Source organism: Micromonospora sp. CNZ299 (assembly GCF_002754415.1).
On record NZ_PEFG01000001.1, the window covers coordinates 5,223,712 to 5,239,682 of the forward strand.

General features: G+C 73.9%; 15 protein-coding genes. 6 read left to right on the forward strand and 9 right to left on the reverse strand.

The features are described from left to right. Positions 1-167 precede the first annotated feature (167 nt). The 4 genes from CLT68_RS23890 to CLT68_RS23905 all read left to right on the forward strand — a co-directional run bounded on the left by CLT68_RS23890 (position 168) and on the right by CLT68_RS23905 (position 5,290). A complete protein-coding gene (locus CLT68_RS23890) occupies positions 168-1,118 on the forward strand; it encodes a FecCD family ABC transporter permease (RefSeq protein WP_088948522.1) in 951 nt (316 codons plus the stop codon). Between the two features lie 76 nt (positions 1,119-1,194). After that, a complete protein-coding gene (locus tag CLT68_RS23895) occupies positions 1,195-2,223 on the forward strand; it encodes a FecCD family ABC transporter permease (RefSeq protein ID WP_099854189.1) in 1,029 nt (342 codons plus the stop codon). A 29-nt stretch (positions 2,224-2,252) separates the two neighbouring features. Continuing rightward, the gene (locus CLT68_RS23900) at positions 2,253-3,077 is read left to right on the forward strand and encodes an ABC transporter ATP-binding protein (protein WP_099854191.1); all 825 of its coding nucleotides are present in this window, start codon (positions 2,253-2,255) and stop codon (positions 3,075-3,077) included. Beyond that, a complete protein-coding gene (locus tag CLT68_RS23905) occupies positions 3,074-5,290 on the forward strand; it encodes a penicillin acylase family protein (RefSeq protein ID WP_099854193.1) in 2,217 nt (738 codons plus the stop codon). Before CLT68_RS23900 ends, CLT68_RS23905 begins: the two co-directional genes overlap by 4 nt. A gap of 33 nt (positions 5,291-5,323) precedes the next feature. On the opposite strand, the gene CLT68_RS23910 is transcribed toward CLT68_RS23905, so the two are convergent. The 3 genes from CLT68_RS23910 to CLT68_RS23920 form a co-directional block, all read right to left on the reverse strand. Then, entirely contained in the window at positions 5,324-5,941 is a 618-nt protein-coding gene (locus CLT68_RS23910) for a bifunctional 4-hydroxy-2-oxoglutarate aldolase/2-dehydro-3-deoxy-phosphogluconate aldolase (RefSeq protein ID WP_099854194.1), read from the reverse strand. Between the two features lie 63 nt (positions 5,942-6,004). Next, positions 6,005-7,030 carry a sugar kinase gene (locus tag CLT68_RS23915; protein WP_099854196.1) on the reverse strand — a complete coding sequence of 342 codons (1,026 nt, stop codon included), beginning with the start codon at positions 7,028-7,030 and terminating at the stop codon, positions 6,005-6,007. A gap of 85 nt (positions 7,031-7,115) precedes the next feature. Further along, positions 7,116-7,979 carry a trypsin-like serine protease gene (locus tag CLT68_RS23920; RefSeq protein WP_099854197.1) on the reverse strand — a complete coding sequence of 288 codons (864 nt, stop codon included), beginning with the start codon at positions 7,977-7,979 and terminating at the stop codon, positions 7,116-7,118. Between the two features lie 170 nt (positions 7,980-8,149). Here CLT68_RS23920 and CLT68_RS23925 point away from each other — a divergent pair, with 170 nt between their 5' ends. Next, on the forward strand, positions 8,150-9,337 hold the full coding sequence (locus CLT68_RS23925; RefSeq protein WP_158240918.1) for a low temperature requirement protein A: 1,188 nt from the start codon (positions 8,150-8,152) through the stop codon (positions 9,335-9,337). 10 nt (positions 9,338-9,347) lie between these two features. On the opposite strand, the gene CLT68_RS23930 is transcribed toward CLT68_RS23925, so the two are convergent. Further along, complete coding sequence (locus tag CLT68_RS23930) at positions 9,348-9,920, reverse strand: nucleosidase (RefSeq protein WP_099854201.1); 573 nt, start codon at positions 9,918-9,920, stop codon at positions 9,348-9,350. A 151-nt stretch (positions 9,921-10,071) separates the two neighbouring features. Between CLT68_RS23930 and CLT68_RS23935 the strand changes: the two genes are divergently transcribed. Further along, complete coding sequence (locus tag CLT68_RS23935) at positions 10,072-10,506, forward strand: Rieske (2Fe-2S) protein (RefSeq protein WP_486482292.1); 435 nt, start codon at positions 10,072-10,074, stop codon at positions 10,504-10,506. 7 nt (positions 10,507-10,513) lie between these two features. On the opposite strand, the gene CLT68_RS23940 is transcribed toward CLT68_RS23935, so the two are convergent. From CLT68_RS23940 to CLT68_RS23960, 5 genes are all read right to left on the reverse strand, one after another. Beyond that, entirely contained in the window at positions 10,514-13,219 is a 2,706-nt protein-coding gene (locus CLT68_RS23940; protein ID WP_099854203.1) for an Hsp70 family protein, read from the reverse strand. A 104-nt stretch (positions 13,220-13,323) separates the two neighbouring features. After that, positions 13,324-13,782, reverse strand: coding sequence for a GNAT family N-acetyltransferase (locus CLT68_RS23945; RefSeq protein ID WP_099857555.1), 459 nt, complete (start codon positions 13,780-13,782; stop codon positions 13,324-13,326). 10 nt (positions 13,783-13,792) lie between these two features. After that, positions 13,793-14,344, reverse strand: a complete 552-nt coding sequence (locus tag CLT68_RS23950) for a DinB family protein (protein ID WP_099854204.1) — start codon at positions 14,342-14,344, stop codon at positions 13,793-13,795. Positions 14,345-14,529: 185 nt separating this feature from the next. Continuing rightward, entirely contained in the window at positions 14,530-15,240 is a 711-nt protein-coding gene (locus CLT68_RS23955; RefSeq protein WP_088948533.1) for a RibD family protein, read from the reverse strand. Next, on the reverse strand, positions 15,237-15,920 hold the full coding sequence (locus tag CLT68_RS23960; RefSeq protein ID WP_088948534.1) for a GTP cyclohydrolase II: 684 nt from the start codon (positions 15,918-15,920) through the stop codon (positions 15,237-15,239). Before CLT68_RS23960 ends, CLT68_RS23955 begins: the two co-directional genes overlap by 4 nt. Positions 15,921-15,971: the final 51 nt, after the last annotated feature.

A 15,971-nucleotide genomic window follows, 5' to 3' on the forward strand; every position in this document is an offset into this window, starting at 1 on the left:
GGTCATTGTCAACAGCGGTTCGCCGTGCCACCACAACTCCGGAGCCCACACTGGACGCCACAGCTACCGTCACCGAGGCGACACCGTCGGTGACGGACAGGAAATCGGCCGGGCCCCCGGCTCGGCGCGGTGCGCGGACGGCCCGCGCCGCCGGCCTGGTCGCCGCCGTGGCGCTGCTCGGGGTGATCGTGGTGCTCAGCATCGCGGTCGGAGCGAAATCCCTACCGCTCGCCGACGTCTGGTCCGGGTTGCTGCACCGCGACGCCACCGAGTACGCCGTGGTGCACCGGATGCGCCTGCCGCGTACCCTGCTCGGGCTGCTTGCCGGCGCCGCGCTCGGCGTGGCCGGCGCGGTCATGCAGGCCCTCACCCGCAACCCCCTCGCCGACCCCGGGCTGCTCGGCATCAACGCCGGCGCGTCCGCGGCCGTCGCCACCGCCGCCGCGTTCCTGGGCGTTACCGCCATCGGCGGGTACGTCTGGTTCGCGCTGTTCGGCGCGGCGGTGGTGACCGCACTCGTCTACGCCGTCGGCGGCGGGCGTGGCGCCACCCCGGCCCGCCTCGCGCTGGCCGGCGCGGCCCTCAACGCCACCCTCTACTCGTACGTGAGCGCGGTGATGCTGCTGGACACGGCCTCGCTGGACCGCCTGCGGTTCTGGACGGTCGGTTCGCTGGCCAGCGCGGACTCCGCGACGGTGACCCGGGTGCTGCCGTTCATCCTGGTCGGCCTCCTGGTCGCGCTCGGCGCCGCCCGACCGCTGAACGCCCTCGCGCTCGGCGACGACGCCGCACGGGCCCTGGGTGCCCGACCCGGGCTGATCCGCGCCGCCGTGATCGTGGCGGTCACGCTGCTCTGCGGCGCCGCGACCGCCGCCTGCGGCCCGATCGTCTTCGTCGGGCTGCTGGTGCCCCACCTGGTACGCGCCCTGACCGGCCCGGACCTGCGCTGGCTTCTGCCGTACTGCGCGGTGCTCGCGCCCGCCCTGCTGCTCGGCGCCGACGTGCTCGGTCGGGTGCTGGGCCGACCCGGAGAACTCCAGGTCGGCATGGTGACCGCCGTGCTGGGCGGCCCGCTCTTCCTGTGGCTGGTCACCCGCGCGAAGGTGGCCCACCCGTGAGCGAGCGCAGCGAGCGAACCAGCAGGCTCAGCACTGTGGCGCGTCGCGCCATCGCGCAACGAAGCGGAGTGATGGCGTGACCGTTCTTCGTACGCCCGGTGGGTTGTCGGTGCGGTTCCGTCCCCGCGCGATGGCCATCGGTCTCGGCGCGGCAGTGCTCGCGGCCGGGTTGGGCCTGGTCGCCCTGGGCAGTGGTGACTATCCGATGGGCCCGACCGACGTGCTGCGCACCCTCGTCGGCGGCGGCACGCCGGCGGAGCAGTTCATCGTGCACGAGCTGCGACTGCCCCGACTGGTCACCGCCCTGCTGGTCGGGGCGGCGCTGTCGCTGGCCGGCACGGTGTTCCAGTCGCTGGTCCGTAACCCGCTGGGCAGCCCGGACATCCTCGGCTTCACCCAGGGCGCGTCGGCCGGCGCGCTGGTCGTGATCGTGCTCGGTGGCAGCAGCCTGGCGCTGGCCGGCGCCGCGGTCGTCGGTGGCCTCGCCACCGGCCTGGTGATCTACGCGCTCGCCTGGCGACGCGGGGTGCACGGGTTCCGACTCATCCTGGTCGGCATCGGCATTTCCGCGATCCTGACCGGCGTCAACGGCTACCTGCTGACCCGGGCGCCGCTGATGGACGCCGCTCGCGCGGTGCTCTGGCTCACCGGCAGCCTGGACGGGCGTGGCTGGGCCAACGCCGGGCCGCTGCTCGTCGTCCTGGTCGTGTTGGCGCCCGTGGTGCTCATCGGATGCGGCACGGCGCTGCGGATGATGGAGCTGGGGGACGACACGGCCAGTGCCCTGGGCGTGCCGGTGCGCCGGCTGCGCCTGGTGCTGCTCGCGGCGGCGGTGCTGCTGGTCTCGTTCGCGGCGGCCGCCGCCGGGCCGGTGTCGTTCGTGGCGCTGGTCGCGCCGCACGTGACGAAGCGGCTGACCCGGGCGCCCGGCCCGAACCTGCTGCCGTCGATGGCCGTCGGTGCGGCGCTGCTGGTCGGCGCCGACCTGGTGGCCCAGCGCGCGTTTCCCGGGCACCAGCTTCCGGTCGGTGTGGTGACCGGAGTGATCGGCGGCGGCTATCTGGTCTGGCTGCTGGCGATGGAACGCCGGGCGGGCCGGCTGTGAACACCCGCGACGCCCTCGAAGGAGCACCCATGCACCCCGGCAGTTCCCGGCTCGGCGGCACCGCGCTGACCCTCGCCTACGACCAGCGCACCATCACCGAGAACCTGACCGTCGCGGTACCCGACAACTCGTTCACGGTGATCATCGGGCCGAACGCGTGCGGCAAGTCGACGCTGCTGCGCGCGCTGTCCCGGATGCTGCGCCCGACCGCCGGCACCGTGCTGCTCGACGGGCGGGACATCCACGACCTGCCGGCCCGCAAGGTGGCCCGCACTCTCGGTCTGCTCCCCCAGTCGTCGATCGCGCCGGACGGGATCACCGCCGCCGAGTTGGTCGCCCGGGGTCGCTACCCCCACCAGGGGCTGCTGCGGCAGTGGTCGCGCGAGGACGAACGGGTGGTCGAGGAGTCGATGGCCGCGACCGGTGTCGACGACCTCGCCGACCGGTCGGTGGACGAGTTGTCCGGCGGGCAACGCCAGCGGGTGTGGATCGCCATGGCGCTGGCACAGCAGACCCCGCTGCTGCTGCTCGACGAGCCGACCACGTACCTCGACATCGCCCACCAGATCGAGATCCTGGACCTCTGCGCCCGGTTGCACGAGGAGCAGGGGCGCACGCTGGTCGCGGTGCTGCACGACCTGAACCACGCGGCCCGCTACGCCACGCACCTGATCGCCATGCGCGACGGGCGCGTGGTGGCCGCCGGGGAACCGTCGTCGGTGGTCACCGCCGACCTGGTGGCGGAGGTGTTCGGGCTGCCCTGCCGGGTCATCGACGACCCGGAGACCGGCACCCCGCTGGTCGTGCCGGCGGCCCGGCGGCGTGCCACCACCCTCGCCCCGGAGCCGGCGTGAGCGAGCGCGGCGAGCGAACCAGCAAGCACAGCAGCGAGCGCGGCGAGCGAACCAGCGAGCAGACCGGCAGGCGCGGCGGCGCCCGGCGTTTCCGTGACCCGTGGGGCGTGCCGCACCTGCGGGCCGGCGACCCGCTCGCGTTGGCGGCGGCGCAGGGCCGGGTGACCGCGTACGACCGGGCCTGGCAGATCGAAGTGGAACGGCACCGCGCCCAGGGCACCAGCGCCGCATTCCTCGGCGTCGACGCGCTCGACTGGGACCGGTTCGCCCGGCAGGTCCGGCTCGACGACACCGCACGCCGCTGCCACGCGGCGCTCGACCCGGCGACCGCCGAGTGGGTGGGCGCGTACGTGGCCGGGGTCAACGACGGTCTCGCCGCCGGGGCGGCCCGCGCGCCGGAGTTCGCCGCCACCGGGCTGACACCGGGCCGGTGGGAGCCGTGGACGCCGCTCGGGGTCTGGTTGGGCCACCACATCCTGTTCGCGGGCTTCCCCGGCAAGCTCTGGCGGGAGCACGTGGCGCAGCGGCTCGGCCCGGAGGCGGTGGACGTGTTCGCCACCGACGGGCCGTCCGTCGCTGGCAGCAACGGTTGGCTGCTCGCCGCCGAACGCACCGGCACCGGCGCCGCGCTGCTCGCCGGGGATCCGCACCGGTTCTTCGAGGATCCGGGCGTCTACCAGCAGATCCGGCTGGCCTGCCCGGAGTACGACGTGGTCGGGCTGGCGGTGCCCGGAGTGCCGGGCATCGCGCACTTCGGGCACACCGGGGCGGTGGCCTGGGCGATCACCAACGCGATGGCCGACTACCAGGACCTGTACGCCGAGCGGCTGCGCCGGGACGGCGGACAGGTGCAGGCGTTCGGCCCGGACGGTTGGCGGCCCGCGCACTCCCACCTGGAGACGATCGAGGTGGCCGGGGCGGACCCGGTCGAGGTCGAGGTGGTGGAGACCGACCGAGGTCCGGTGATCGTCGGCGGGCCGGACGACGAGACGGCCATCAGCCTGCGCTATCCGCCCCGGGTCCGCGCGGAGCTGGGCTTCGCGACGCTGCCGGAGTTGCTGCGCGCCCGCACCGTGACCGATGTGGACCACGCGCTGCGGCACTGGGTGGAGCCGGTCAACGTGGTGCAGGCCGCGGACACCGCCGGAGGGCTGTTGCACCGGGTCGCCGGGGCGGTGCCGGTGCGGCATCCGGACAACGGGCGACGGGTGGTCCCCGGGTGGGACGCCGAGCACGCCTGGCAGGGCTGGTATGCGCCGATGCCCCGGGCCACGGTGGTCGGCCGGGCGGTGATGGCCAACGAGCGAGGGTTGGCGGCACCGCTCGGGGTCGAGTTCGCCCCGCCGCACCGGGCGCACCGGATCGTCGAGCTGCTCGACGCCGGTCACGACTGGACTGCCGACGGGCTGGCCGAGGTCCACACCGACACGTACCTTGGCTCGGCCGAGCCCCTGCTGGCGGTGCTGGAAGGGCTGACCGGGCTCGACCCGGCCACCGCAGCGCTGCGTGAACGGCTGCGACGCTGGGACCGGCGGATGGCCGCCGACAGCACCGACGCGGCGCGGTTCGCCGTCCTGCGGGCCGCTGTCGTACGGCGGATCGCCGCCCATCCGGCGCTGGCCGCGTTGGCCGAGCCGCCCGCGTACCCGGAGGTGTTCGCGCCCTGGCTGGCGCTGACGCCGCGCGTCGGTTACGCGCTGGAGCACCTGCTCGGCGCGGCGCCGCTGCCCGGCGTGGACGTGGCCGCGCTGGTGCGTGCGGCGGCCGACGAGGTCGCTGGCGCGGCGGAAGACCCGGTGCGCTGGGGCGATCTGCACCGGCTGGCGGCGTGGCGGGCGTTGCCCGACCCGGACGCCGGGCTCGGCCCCCGACTCGACGGCGATCACGACTGTGTGCTGGCCACCTCCAGCGTGCCCGGGGTCACCCACTGGTGCTTCCGGGGGCCGACGGCGCGCTTCGTCTGGGACCTGGCCCGACGCGAGGACAGCCGTTGGGTGGTCCCGCTGGGCACCTGCGGGGTGCCCGGCGACGCACACCACGACGACCAGAGTGCCGCCTGGCTGTCCGGGGAGCTGCTGCCGGTGATCACCGAATGGGATCAGCTCGTCGAGGAGCGGGACGCCCACGATCGGAACGCGGACCGGCCGCTGCCCGGGATGCGCCAGGCAGCGGCCGATCTCGGTGGCGTCAGCGCAGGCCGGACGCCCGGCTGAACGCTGCCATGGCGCAGACCCGCCATCGCCGGCTCACCTCGCGGGCACGCCGAGGGTGGTCAGCTCGGCCAACCGGTCCAGCTGCTCCGGGTCGGACAGGGCGGAACCGACCGCCACCACCCGTACGCCGGCTTGCAGGAACGCGCCGGCGTTGCCCGCGTCCAGGCCGCCGGTCGCGACGAACCGCAGCTGCGGCAGCGGACCGGCGACGGCCTTGAACCAGGCGGGCCCGAGAGAGATCGCGGGAAACGCCTTGAGCCAGGTGAGGCCGTGCCGCAGCGCCTGCTGGGCCTCGGTGGGGGTGGCCACACCGGGCAGGTGCGGCAGACCACGCGCGGCGGCGGCGTCGGCGACTGCGAGGTCGAGGCCGGGCGCGACGGTGAACGCGGCACCCGCGTCGGCCGAGGCGGCGACCTGCTCGACGTCGAGCACGGTGCCCGCGCCGACGATCCGCCCGCGCTCGGTGCCCGCCTGGACTGCGGCGCGCAGAGCCGGCACCGCCTCGGGGGTGGCCACCGGAACCTCCACCACGTCGATGCCGAGGTCCCAGGCCCGCTCGGCGAGCCGGACCGTCTCGGCGACCGGCAGGCCGCGCAGGATGGCCATCACCCGGGCGCCGCCGAAGATGTGGTCGAAATCCGCTGTGCTCATGGTCCACTCCATCCGAGATCGCGGTGAGTCTGTTGGCTGCTGGCCCGATCGGAAACCGACCACTCAGACCCGCGCTGGCGCGCCGGTCAGGTCGAGCGGCGACCAGGCCTCGTCGGGGGCGGCGAGCAGCCGCTCGAACCAGGCCCACGGCGGGACCGGGGCGTTGTCGCCGCTGCTGGTCAACGCCTGCGCCGCGACCAGGTGGCCGAGGCGCAACCGCCGCACGGGATCCAGGTCGCGCAGCAGCCCGGCCAGGTAGCCGGCGGCGAAGGCGTCGCCGGCGCCGACCGGCTCCACCACGGCCACCCGGGGAGCGGGCACGAAGACCGGCTCGGCGTCACGGCACATCGCTGTGGCACCGACCGCGCCGTCCTTGACCACCAGCGTCTCCGGGTCGGGCAACAACCGGCGTACGGCCAGCGGGTCGGTGGTGCCCCACAGCGTCTCCGCCTCGTCCTGGCCCACGAAGACCAGGTCGCAGCGGTTGGCGAGGTCACGCAGCACCGGCGCGGCCTGCTCGGCAGGCCACAGCCGGGACCGGTGGTTGACGTCGAAGCTGACCAGCGACCCCGCCAGCGGGCGGGCGGTCACCGCGTGCTCGACCAACGCCCGGCAGGACGCGGAGAGCGCCGGGGTGATGCCGGACAGGTGCAGCACACGGGCGCCGGCCAGCCCCGGGTCGGCCAGCGTCTCCGTGGCCATCCGGGAGGCCGCCGACCCGGCCCGGTAGTAGTGCACAGCGGTGCCCTCCGGGCCCGGGTCCTTGACGTACAGGCCGGTGGGGGCGGCCGGGTCCACGACGACCTGGTCGACCCGGACGCCGGCGGCGGCGACGTGCCGGACGACGGCCCGACCGAAGGGGTCGTCGCCGACCCGGCTCACCCAGGTCGCCCGGTGCCCCAGCCGGGCCAGGTAACCGGCCACGTTGGACTCCGCGCCGCCCACCGAGACGGCGACCCGTTCGGCGTGCTCCAGCGGCTCACCCGGCGCGGGGCAGAGCACCACCATCGTCTCGCCGACCGCGACCACCTCGACCGGCGCAAGGCCGCCCGGGACGGACGCCAGGTCAGGTCGGTGGTCGGTCGGCATGGGCGCACACGTCCTCGCGGCGAGAGTCCTGGGCGCCGCCGAGCCTATGGTGTCCCGCGTGAGCCGGGCAACCCGGTGCCGAGGGTCACGGCAACGTCAGCCCGTACGCGGCCAGCACCTCTGCGATCGGCTGGTAGTAGGTGGTGCCGCCGGAGGTGCAGTTGCCGCTGCCGCCCGAGAGGATGCCGAGGATGGCGCCGGTGGAGGCCACGTAGAGCGGTCCGCCGCTGTCCCCCGGCTCGGCGCAGATATTGGTGCGGATCAGGCCGTAGATCACCCCGTTGGCGTAGTTGACGGTCTGGTTCAGACCAGTGACGGTGCCACACCGCACCCCGGTGGTCACACCGCTGCGACACACCGCCTGACCGACGTACGCGTTGCCGGGACCGTTGATGGGCAGCAGTCCGGGGTAGGTGTAGACCGCGCTCGGATGCGCGATCCGGCCGGTGTAGCGGATCAGCCCGTAGTCGTTGCCGGGGAAACTGGTGGCGGCGCGGGTGCCCAGCACTGTGGTCTGGGCGCTGTCGGCGTACCAGGTGCTGGCGGTGGTGGTGCAGTGCCCGGCGGTGATGACGTAGTAGGTGCTGCCGCTGCGCACGTTCGCGCCGAGCGAGCAGCGACCGCCGCCACCGCCGTAGATGCCCTGCCCGGCGGCGATCAGTGTGCGCAGGGTTCCGGGTTCGCGGCGCAGCAGCGCGCCCGCCCGGTCGGCCGTTGCCCGCAGCGCCCTCAGCTCGGCGGGGGTCACGGTGTCGTCGGCGGTGAGGGTCATCCGGCCGGTGGCGGGGTCGACGCCCCAGGCGGTGCCGGCGGTGCGTACCCCGGCCAACACGGCCGCCGGGTCGGCGGCGGGCGCGGCGGCCCGGTCGGGGACGGCGGCCTGCGCCGCGCCGGGTGCGGCGAGCAGGAGGACGGTCAGGACGAGGGCGACGAGCGGGGAGCGGCGCATCCAAGCCTCCGCGGAGATCGAGCTAGATGGATGCCGTTCAGCATCGCCCGGCGTCCGACGCGGTGGCAACCTTCGGCCGTCCTCTTCCCCGACCCGCGGGAATCGCCGATCCGGGGACGGGCCGCGCCGACACCGCCGATAATCCTCGGAGACACGGCGGGAGGCCGGGCATGACCACCGGAGGCACCGCGGCGCTGGTACGCCGTCGGGACGGGTCGACCCGGGCGACGCTACTGGAGTTGCTCTTCGACGTGGTCTTCGTGGCCGCGCTCGCGCAGACCTCGAAGCTCCTCGCCGATCAGGAATCCTGGGCGCGCAGCGGTGCGGTGTTGCTGATGCTGACGGCGATCTGGTGGACGTGGTCGGTCACCTCCACCACGACCGAGTTCTACGACCCGCAGCAGCGCCCCATCCAGGCCATTCTCATGGTGGCCATGGTCGGCTCGGTGGGGATGGCGGCCTCGCTGCCGATGGTCGCCGGAGGGCAGGCCATGGCCTTCGCGCTCGCCTACGTCGGCACCCACGTGGTGCGCGGCATCGTCCTGGTCAGCACGTTGTACCGACAGCAGCACCCCTCGGCCATGGCGCGAGCCACCCGGTTCCTGTTCTGGTTCCTGGTGTCGGGCGTCCTCTGGATCGTCGGGGCGCTGGCCGACACCGCGCGGTGGTGGATCTGGACCATCGCGATCGCCATCGACCTGCTCTCCGCGGCGGCGCGCTACCCCACACCGCGGCTCGGCCGGGTGCCTCTCGACCAGTACGACCGGACCACCGCGCACCTGGGCGAGCGGTACCAGCAGTTCGTCATCCTGGCCCTCGGCGACATCATCCTGGTGCCCACCCTGGAGCTCAGCCGCAGCGAGTTCGACCGCCTCAGAATCACCGCCCTGCTCTGCGCGTTCGTCATCATGCTGCTGCTGTGGCAGATCTATGTCTATCGGGCCGGCGAGTTGCTCGAAACCGCGGCCGCGTCAGTGCCCGGCCGGTCCACCAGGATCGCTCCGTACACCCATCTGGTGCTGCTGGTCGGCGTGGCGGTCACGGCGGCCTCCTTCGACCTGGTCGTCGACCGGCCGACCGGAACGACACCGGTGCGGTGGCTGATGCTGATCATCGGCGGACCGCTGTTGTTCGTGCTCGGCCGGGCACTGTTCACCTATCTGTTGTCCGCTCGCGTGCCGTGGCGGCGAGTGATGTGGCAACTGCTGCCGCTGCTGCTGCTGCCCTGGGCCGGCGGCTGGCCACCGGTGCTGGTCACCGCGATCGTGGCCCTGGGGCTGGCCGGGCACGTCCTGGTCCCCACCGGCGACGGCCGGGAGACCAGGCGGGGGCTCGGACCACGAGAGGCCGCCGGATGACACTCGCCGGTCAGGCGATGTGTCGGCCGGCCCACTCGGCGAGGTCCCGGGCGCACGCGTCCACCGACTCCTTCCAGGTCCGGGCCGCGCCCTCCCCCGCCTCGTCGCTGACCTGCTTGACCACTCGGCACGGCACACCGGCCTGCGCGGCGGCCCACGCCACCGCGTACCCCTCCATGTCGACCAGGTCGGCACGCTGCGCCAACCGGTCCCGGGCGGCGTCGTCGGCCACGAACGTGTCACCGGTGGCCAGCACCGCGCCCTCGGTGGCCAGCGACAGTGGCGCCCCGTAGGTCTCGCCGGTGAGCGTCCGCAGCAGGTCGGTGTCCAGGTCGTGCTGGAGCACGGTGGCGACCTCGTGGATGCCGGCCCACCCGGGGCGCAACGCCCCGGCCGTGCCCAGGTTGAGCAGCAGGCGCGGTCGTGGCCCGGCGGCCAGCACCGCCGCCACCGCGCTGGCGGCGTTCACCTTGCCCATGCCGGTGAGCAGCACCGGCAGGTCGGGCGGCAGGTAGCGGGCCTCCTCCCCGACGGCGAGCACCACCAGCGGACGATCGGCGCGGACCGTACCCCGAAGATTCACCGGAGCATCGTACGAGCCGGCTCCTCGACCACCAACCGCACCCAGCCACCGCTCAGCGGGGACGCATCGCGCGTTCAGCCGGGTGCGGCAGGCTGAACCGGCGAGCAACCGGGCGACGGCGGTCCGGTCCGCCGACGGAGAGGTGACGACGGTGTACGACGGACAGGAGTTCCTGCGCGACAACCGCTGGTGCCTGAGCCGGCGCGGTCTGCTGACCGGGGCGGGCGCTGTCGGTGCCGCCGGGCTGCTGAGCGCCTGCGGCGCCGGTGACAGCCCGACGGGCGGTACGGCGTCCGCTGCGGCCGGCACCGTGCTGGCCCGCACCGGGGACGTTCCGGTCGGTGGCGGCACGGTCGCCGAGGGCGTGCTTGTCGTCCAGCCGGAGGCCGGCACCTTCAAGGCCTACGACGCGACCTGCCCGCACCAGGGCGTCCGCGTCGGCGCACCCCGCGACGGAGTGATCACCTGCCCCGCGCACAACTCGACCTTCTCCGTCGGCGACGGTGCCCGACTGGGCGGCCCCGCCACGAAGGGCCTGACGGAGATCCCGGTCCGCGTCGACGGCACGACCATCGTGCGCGCCTGACGTTCGGTCAGTCTTCGGCGAAGCGGTAGAGCACGAAGTCCTTCTCCGCGCCGCAGGCGATCACGTGGGTGTTCCAGGAACAGGACGCGCTGCGGACGTCCTTCAGCTCGCCCAACTCGTCCACCTCACCGGACTCGGCCCACACACCGGCCAGTACGCGGTTGTCCGCGACCACGCTGGGCGCCTTGGCGAAGACCAGCAGGTTGCCCTCGTCCAGCCGGACCGCCACACCGCCCCGGTCGGACAGCACCGGCTTGCCGGAGGCGTCGAAGAGGGTGACGGTCGGGTCCGGGTACTCCCGTTGGGCGAGCAGCCGCTCACCCAACGGGACCAGGTCGGTCACGCCCGGCGCCGACCAGCGGATCGCGGGCTCACCCTCGGTCGCCGCCACCACCTCGGTGCGCGCCGCGTCGTTGTTCGGCACCTGCAACAGGCAGGCCCGCCGCTCGCCGCAGGCCACCAGTCCCTTCGGGCGGTAGTCGTCGTTGCCCGCCCGGTGCAGCACCACCGGCGCCGCGTCGGAACCCAGGTCGTACGACAGCAGCTGGTACCCGCCGTCGTTGCCGGCCACGTACAGGCGGTCCTCGTGCGCGACCACCAGGTCGTCCAGGTCGGCGACGCTGCCCCAGCGGCGCAGCACCTTGCCGGACGCCATGTCGAGCAGCCGCACCGACCGGTCCGCGCCGACCTGGATGAGCTGCCGCCCCTTGCCCGTCCATGAGTTGCGGGGCGTGCCGTCGAGGAAGGCCGGCCCGCCCGCCGCCTTCGCCGTGCCCACCGGCCGGACCACTGTGCGGCTGCCGTCAAACTGGTCGCGGGGGGTGGCCTGGGCCCACTTCTGGGTGCCGTTGCTCAGGCGCAGGCCGACCAGTTGGGCCGCGGTCCGGTCCACGAGCACCGCCGTGTCGTCGGCGAAGTAGACGTTGTCGTCACCACGGACCTCCCGCTGCCAACGCTGTGCGCCCGTACGCGCGTCGAGCACGGCCAGCGGGCGGAGGGTGCTGTCCCCCGACGCGTCGGCGAGGACCGCGACCGCCCCCGGGACGGCGATGATCGCCTCCCAGTCGTCGGCCCGCGCGTCGGTCTGCTCACGCCACAGCTCGTCGCCGGTTGCGGTGTCGACGGCCACCACCTCCAGCCGGTCGTCCGGCAGCGGGAACCCGAGGTAGGCCCGGTCGCCGAGCATCGCCGTCCACATGCCGGCCGGCCGCTCGGTCCCGGCCTTGGGCCGGGACAGTTCACGCAGCGACCCGAACTCCAGATCCGGGTATCGGTCACGGGTCAGGTAGATCGTCGCCGCGGCGCCCACCCCGACCAGGGTCAGCACCGCGCCGAGCACCACCCAGCGCGCCCGCCGCCAGCGCGGCCCACCCGCCGGCAGGGTCGGGGCCGCTGCGGCCCAACCCGGCCCGGGAGGCGGGCCCGCCGGCGGGGTCGACCCCGGCCACGGCTGCGACGGTACGACCGGCGCGGCGGCTCCGGCCGGCGCGGGCGGACTAACGGGGCCCGGCGCGGGCGGGCTCACAGGGCCCGGCGCGGACGGTGGCCCCGCGTACGCCGGGGCGGGCAGCGGCTTGCGCAGCGGCAGGTCGGTCAGCGCACCCTCGGCCACCGGCAGCTCCGGCTGGTCCAGCACGGTCGGGGCGACCCCCAGCTCGGCGTGCAGCATCCGGGCCACCAGCGGGATCCGTGACGAGCCGCCGACGAGGAACAGCCCGGCGAGCTGGTCGGGGCTGAGACCGGCCGCGGCGATCACCTCCCGGGCCCGATCCACCGCCCGACGCAGCAACGGCGTGGCCGCCCGCTCGACGTCCGCCCGGGTCAGCTGGACCGTATCGGCCACCCCCGGCACGGCGACCGGCGCGACGGTGGAGCGGGACAACGTCTCCTTCGCACCCCGTACCTCGTCCCAGAACCGCACCTGGTCGCGGCGCTGCGCCGGGTCCGCCGGCCGGGTCAACCGGGCCCACTGCGCGGCGTGCCGTTCACCGACCAGCTCACCGACCCGCCGCACCAGGGCCGCGTCGAGGTCCAGACCGCCCAGGTCGGGCAGGCCACCGTCGGCGACCACGCTGAAGCCGGAGTCACCCCACGGGTCGGCGCCCTCGTTGCGCAGCACCGCGACGTCGAGCGTGCCGCCACCGAAGTCGAACACCGCGATCGCGCCGCCGACCGGCACCGGACGATGCAGCACCTGCGTGTAGTAGCGGGCGGCGGCCACCGGCTCCCGCAGCAGCCGGGTGCCCGGCGGCGTCGGCCCGGCCAGGGTGTGCTCGGCCACCTGCGGCCACCCCGCCAGCAGCAGAGCGTCGGCGAGCACCTGCCGTCGCGTCACGTCCCAGGCGGCCGGGCAGGTGAGAACGGCCGGGGGCAGGAAGCCGACGGTACCCACCGCGGCCCGCGCGACCGACGCCAGCACCGCGGCGAGCAGGTCGGCCGGCGGGTACGAGCGATCGCCGAGCACAATGGTCGGCTCGTCCACCCGGCGCTTCGGGTTCGCCTCGAACCGGGCCGGATCCGCCTGCGCCAACCGTCGGGCGTCCCACCCGGTGTGCAGGGTGCCGTCCGGGTCGGCGTACACGGCGGAAGGGCTGAGCGGTTGACCGTCCATCAACAGTGGACGGGTGCGCCCGTCGGGCCAGCGCAGCACTGCGACGGTGTTGGACGTACCAAGGTCGACGCCGAGGGCGAAACCCTCGTGCTGGCCTGCCATCTGCCCGATACCTCCGCCGCGACGAGGGGAACTCGACCCCGCATCGTACGCAGGCCCCGCCGCCGGGCTGATCACTCGGTCAGGGGACGGTCGGGATCGTCCGCTCAGTGCGTGGAACGTTCGCCGACGACCTCCCCGTCGCTGCTCTCCCCGGTGGGGCGAAAGCCGAGCTTCAGGTAGAACTGCTCCGGGCCTTCCGCCCCCGGATGCCACGTCGTGAAGACGCGGTCGTGCCCTCGTCTGCGAGCCTCCGCACGCACGGCGTCCACCGCGAAGCGGCCGTACCCGCGGCCCTGGTGCTCGGCGGCGATGTTCAGCCGCCACAGGCCCGAGCGCAGGTCGTCCGGTCGGGCCGGGTCCCACACGATGTCGAAGAAGCCCATCAGGAAGCCGACGATCTCGTCACCCTCGACGATCAGACGTGGCCACGCGACCTCGCGCTGCGCGTACGCCTCGGCGAGGGACCAGGCGACCGGGGACGAGAACTTCTCCTGGTCCGGCCGCACACTCACCCGGCATGCGGCTTCGACGTTGTCCGGGGTGATCTGCACGAGTCGCGGCACGCCGGCCACCCTATCCACCGACCCTCTCGTTGGTCGTTTGCACGTCGGCCGCTCGCAGGAGCCGGAGTTGACCGATCTCCGCGACGTTCTTCATCAGCTCGGCGTTGACCCAGCCGATCGTGTGCGTGACCGTGTGGTCGGTTTCGCCCGGCCAGGGGAACGTCGCGTTGCCGTCGAGGTCGGCGTCGCTGAGGTGGTCGAGCAGGCCCAGCCATTCGGTGCGCAGGTCACGCAGCCACGCGACGCTCGGCTCACCCGCGCCGGGCCAGACCACGGCCGTGCGCTGGCGCGGTGGCGCACCCCGGAGATGATCCATGGTCACGGTCCACCACCAGCCGATGTGCCACGTGAGCCAGCCGATCGTCGGCGCCGGGACCGGGTCGGGTTCGGCGTCGGCCCAGTCCGGCGTCCAGGTGCCGTCGGCGCTGCGCCGGACCGACCAGCAGTGCGGGGTCGGCTCCCAGAGGAAGTCGTCGGCTTCGAGTCGTTCGAGGTGGTACTCGAACAGCGCCCACGTCAGGTCGAACTGCCAGCGCAGGAGGGCAATGGACGTTACGGACATCCGAGGATTCTGTCGGGGCACCGACGTCGCCGTCGACAGAATAAGCAGCCGCCGGCTCATGACCGGCGTGCGGGTGATGCCTGTGCGGCATCAAGATGCCCCACAGTCATCACGCTCGCAGCGAATACCCTTCCGGCGCGCGGGCAGCGCGACAATCAGGCGGCGGCGCGGGCCCAACGCGACGATCAGGAGTCGGCGGCGCAGCGCGCGGAGAGGGCGTAGCGGAGCAGGACCACATCGCCGATCTGGCGGGCCTCGGCCAGCCGGGCGCGGCGGCCCGGGTGCCAGGGGAAGCGACCCTCGCCGACGAACCGGGGCGCCCGCCCGTCGCCGACGAAGAACGGGGCGACCACCAGGTGCAGTTCGTCGGCGAGACCGGCGGCGAGGAACTGGGCGTGCACCGTCCCGCCGCCCTCCACCATCAGCCGCTGCACACCCCGCGCGGCCAGGTCGGTCAACAGCCATCCAGGGTCGACCGGCTCGCCCGCGTCGATGACGGTGGCCAGGCGACCGAGGCGCTCCCGGGTCTTCTCGACCGCGTCGGTGGCGCAGTAGACGAGCCGGGTCGAATCACCGGCGGTGAAGAAGCGGGCGGTTGGGTCGAGATCACCCTGGGCGGTCAGCGTGACCTTGGTGGGTGACTCGGGTCGGCCGGACGCGGCCCGCTCCGCCCGCCGACTCGGCGAGCGCACCAGCAGCCGCGGGTCGTCGCGGCGGACGGTGCCGGCGCCGACCAGGATCGCGTCGCAACTGGCCCGGACCGCGTCGACCCGGTCCAGGTCGTCGTCGTTGGACAGCAGCAGGCGTTGCTCGGAGGCGTCGTCGATGTAGCCGTCGATCGAGGCCGCGCAGCTGAGCAGCACGTACGGTCGCGAGGGCTCCGGCTGGCAGCTCATCGGGGGCCAGCCCGGTCGGAGGTGCCACTCGTGAGCGCTTCCGCCGCCTCGGCCTCCGCCGCCTTGGCCGCTTTCGCCGCCAGGTAGTCGGCGTTGGCCGGGGAGAGGAACACGCTGGTGGGCACCCGCTCGGCGACGTCCACGCCCAGCTTCGTCAGCTGCTCGGCCTTGTCCGGGTTGCTGCTGAGCAGTCGGATCCGCGGCACGTCCAGCGTGGCCAGCATCTGCGCGGCGGCGGTGTAGTCCCGCTCGTCCTCGCCCCGGCCCAGCGCCACGTTGGCCTGGTAGGTGTCCAGCCCGGCGTCCTGCAACGCGTACGCGTCGAGTTTGGCGTACAGGCCGATGCCGCGACCCTCCTGGCGCAGGTAGAGCAGGAAACCGCCAGCTTCGGTGATCCGCTGCACCGCCTCGCGCAACTGCGGCCCGCAGTCGCAGCGTTGGCTGCCGAACACGTCGCCGGTCAGGCACTCGCTGTGCGGGCGGACCAACGGGGGCTCTCCCCCGGCGGCGAGCCGGTCCAGAGCGCCCGCCCAGTCGCCGAGACCGAGTGCGAGGTGCTCCCGGCCGTCCACCAGGCCCTTGAACGAGAACACCCGGACCGTCGTGGAGTAGCCGTCGGGAAACGTCAGTGGCACCGTGACCTGCGTACGGATCGTGGCGACCGGCAATGCTTCGGGCATGGGACTCCTCTGTCCGGCGCCGCCGACGCGCGGCGACGCGTACGTCTCACA

Excerpts from the sequence above, each read along its gene's own strand:
- CLT68_RS23920 (WP_099854197.1), bottom strand. The coding sequence starts at position 7,979 with ATGCGCCGCTCCCCGCTCGTCGCCCTCGTCCTGACCGTCCTCCTGCTC.
- CLT68_RS23940 (WP_099854203.1), bottom strand. The coding sequence starts at position 13,219 with ATGGCAGGCCAGCACGAGGGTTTCGCCCTCGGCGTCGACCTTGGTACG.
- CLT68_RS23950 (WP_099854204.1), bottom strand. The coding sequence starts at position 14,344 with ATGTCCGTAACGTCCATTGCCCTCCTGCGCTGGCAGTTCGACCTGACG.
- CLT68_RS23925 (WP_158240918.1), top strand. The coding sequence starts at position 8,150 with ATGACCACCGGAGGCACCGCGGCGCTGGTACGCCGTCGGGACGGGTCG.
- CLT68_RS23900 (WP_099854191.1), top strand. The coding sequence starts at position 2,253 with ATGCACCCCGGCAGTTCCCGGCTCGGCGGCACCGCGCTGACCCTCGCC.
- CLT68_RS23915 (WP_099854196.1), bottom strand. The coding sequence starts at position 7,030 with ATGCCGACCGACCACCGACCTGACCTGGCGTCCGTCCCGGGCGGCCTT.
- CLT68_RS23910 (WP_099854194.1), bottom strand. The coding sequence starts at position 5,941 with ATGAGCACAGCGGATTTCGACCACATCTTCGGCGGCGCCCGGGTGATG.
- CLT68_RS23955 (WP_088948533.1), bottom strand. The coding sequence starts at position 15,240 with ATGAGCTGCCAGCCGGAGCCCTCGCGACCGTACGTGCTGCTCAGCTGC.
- CLT68_RS23960 (WP_088948534.1), bottom strand. The coding sequence starts at position 15,920 with ATGCCCGAAGCATTGCCGGTCGCCACGATCCGTACGCAGGTCACGGTG.